This window comes from Streptomyces synnematoformans (assembly GCF_039531005.1).
GTDB classification, from domain to species: Bacteria; Actinomycetota; Actinomycetes; order Streptomycetales; family Streptomycetaceae; genus Streptomyces; species Streptomyces synnematoformans.
Genome location: NZ_BAAAPF010000759.1, coordinates 1 through 634, shown reverse-complemented (window position 1 = coordinate 634; position 634 = coordinate 1). Strand labels below are relative to the sequence as shown.

Here is a 634-nt window from a genome sequence, read left to right as displayed (position 1 = left end):
GACCGCCCCGACGCAGAGCCCACCGCCGACGGCACCCCGACCACGGCCGTCCACGCCACCGCCGCGCCGCCGGCCCGCCACCACACCGGGCCGAAGTCCGCCAGCGTCTCCGTACCGAGCGGCCCCCCGGCGAGCCACGCCAGCGCCGCCGTGCCCGCGCCGCAGCCGAGCGCCGCCAGCGCCGTCACCCCCACCGTCGGCCACCACCGCCAACTCTGCTCCCGCTCCCCCGGAAGCGGCGCCGCCGCCCGCCCGGCGAAGCACCCGACGACGATCCCCGCCGCCACCGGCACCGCGGCGGCAGCCCAGGTCAGCGGCCCGCCGGGCCCTTCCCCCGGCACCGCGGCGAGGAGCGGGAAGACGGGCTGCACGGGGTAGTCGGCGGCGCCCAGCGGCGTCACCGCGCTCCCCGCGCCGACGGCGAACCCGGGCCCGAGCCCGTACGCCGCCGCCCACACCGCGGCGTTCGGCAGCAGCGCGACGGCGAGGAGGAAGACGCCGAACCGGCCGGAGACCGTCGCCGAGAGGGAGAGGAAGTGCTCCTGCGCGGCGGCCGCGTGCATGACCAGGGCCACCGCGCAGAGCAGCGCGCCGCCGCCGAGCAGCGCGACCACCCCCGCCGCGGCGGCCCGCG

The 634-nt window shown here is 81.1% G+C and carries 1 protein-coding gene; it reads right to left on the bottom strand.

Annotated features, from left to right (window positions below; genetic code table 11):
- Positions 1–634, bottom strand: a 634-nt coding sequence (locus ABD317_RS37545) for a cell division protein PerM (RefSeq protein ID WP_344296633.1), incomplete at both ends; no start/stop codon positions are given.